We start from the raw sequence: 1,364 nt of genomic DNA, 5'->3' as shown, positions 1-1,364 counted from the left end.
GGTCAATGAGAAATGCGATCGCACGTTGAGCTAAGGAATTTGCCATGGACACACCCTGATGCGGGACTTGTTCACGCTATATATAGCGTGAACAAATGCACTATAGCCTAGAAGAAACAAAAATTTAAAAAACTGGCTAAGCCACAGCCTCTTCTGTTTCTGTACCCTTAGCCGCTGTGCCAGGCAGCATCGGCTGTAGATCTTCTAGCTCCACTCGATAACGTTCCACATCTTCTTCCAGTTGCTGAATGCGCATTTCTCGCTGTTGAACCTGAGGGTTGACATTGAAGTAGCCCTGCAGCTGCACCCAAACGCTAAATACCCAAGCTAGGACAGCGCCCACCCCGAGGGAAATCATCAGCTCGATACACAGCGGCGCTTCAATATCGAACCCACGCACAATGTGAATAGTGGCAGGGGCCGTATTCTCAATGCCAAACAGGACGAGGGCTAAGCAAATGACAAAGATGACGACAAAGTTAACCTGCCGCATAATAGTCACCTCTAAATAGTATTGAGACAGCTTCAGGCTACTACAGGAATGTTGGGATTGACCGAAGTTTTTTATTTATTAAATGAGTTTAAACGTAGAGTAAACTTTGTCCACCCCGCCCACCTCACAACCGGCTTAATCCATGGCGCACCCCATAGCCGCCAGCGCACAGCAAGGCAATCACTACCGCCCCAATTCCAATGGGGCTAGGGATCCAAAACATCGTATCAATCGTATTTAGCTGGCCGGGTACCAGGGGCCACCGATTGGTTTCTGCCACCAGGGCGTCAATCTGAAAACTTAGATCCAATGTGCGCCAGCGGTCCAGGGCACCGCCATCGCCTATGGCACTGTCGGCCCTGAGCGGACTGAGATCAATATCAGCATGGAGATGATTTAGCAGCGCGATCCCCCAGTTCTGCTGGGTGAGGTCCAAGTGAGCCAGTAACGGCTGCTCACCCGGCACCTGGGTGATCAAACCGTCCTCGGCAAAGAGCTGATTAAATTTTTGCACTAGGTCAGCGCCGTTATTAAAGTCAATCCGTACCTGGAGGGTGCCATCGTCTAGAGACTTAACCTGACCTGAAAATGTCTTAGCCTCTTCGATAAAGACCTGGAGCCACTGCTGCCGAGCCTCGCTATTGAGGGCAACAAATTGCTCATCTAGGTGCAGGGTTTGGAGCAGGACACCGTGGGTTTGGCTATCGAACTGGATGCCGAGCTGATAATCGACACAGCCGCTTAGGCCCAGGGCAAGGACCAAGACGATGAGTAATCGCACTAACTTAACCACCAGAGGCCTCCTAACAAGAGTGCAGAACCAATTAGGGCTGCCCAGGCAAACCCGTTGTCTTCGGTATTGACTTCACTG

2 protein-coding genes are annotated in these 1,364 nt (G+C 51.0%); both read right to left on the bottom strand.

Features of this window, described 5'->3' with window-relative positions; all coding sequences use genetic code 11:
* Positions 1–136: 136 nt before the first annotated feature.
* Complete coding sequence (locus IQ260_RS30620; protein WP_193996806.1) at positions 137–493, bottom strand: lipopolysaccharide assembly protein LapA domain-containing protein; 357 nt, start codon at positions 491–493, stop codon at positions 137–139.
* A 124-nt stretch (positions 494–617) separates the two neighbouring features.
* Positions 618–1,286, bottom strand: coding sequence for a DUF3153 domain-containing protein (locus tag IQ260_RS30615; RefSeq protein ID WP_193996805.1), 669 nt, complete (start codon positions 1,284–1,286; stop codon positions 618–620).
* Between the last annotated feature and the right edge of the window lie 78 nt (positions 1,287–1,364).

This window comes from Leptolyngbya cf. ectocarpi LEGE 11479, from assembly GCF_015207065.1.
GTDB classification, from domain to species: Bacteria; Cyanobacteriota; Cyanobacteriia; order Phormidesmidales; family Phormidesmidaceae; genus Leptothoe; species Leptothoe ectocarpi.
The sequence above is the reverse complement of the archived record's forward strand: the minus strand, read 5'-3'. Positions and strand labels throughout refer to the sequence as shown.

Excerpts from the sequence above, each read along its gene's own strand:
- IQ260_RS30620 (WP_193996806.1), bottom strand. The coding sequence starts at position 493 with ATGCGGCAGGTTAACTTTGTCGTCATCTTTGTCATTTGCTTAGCCCTC.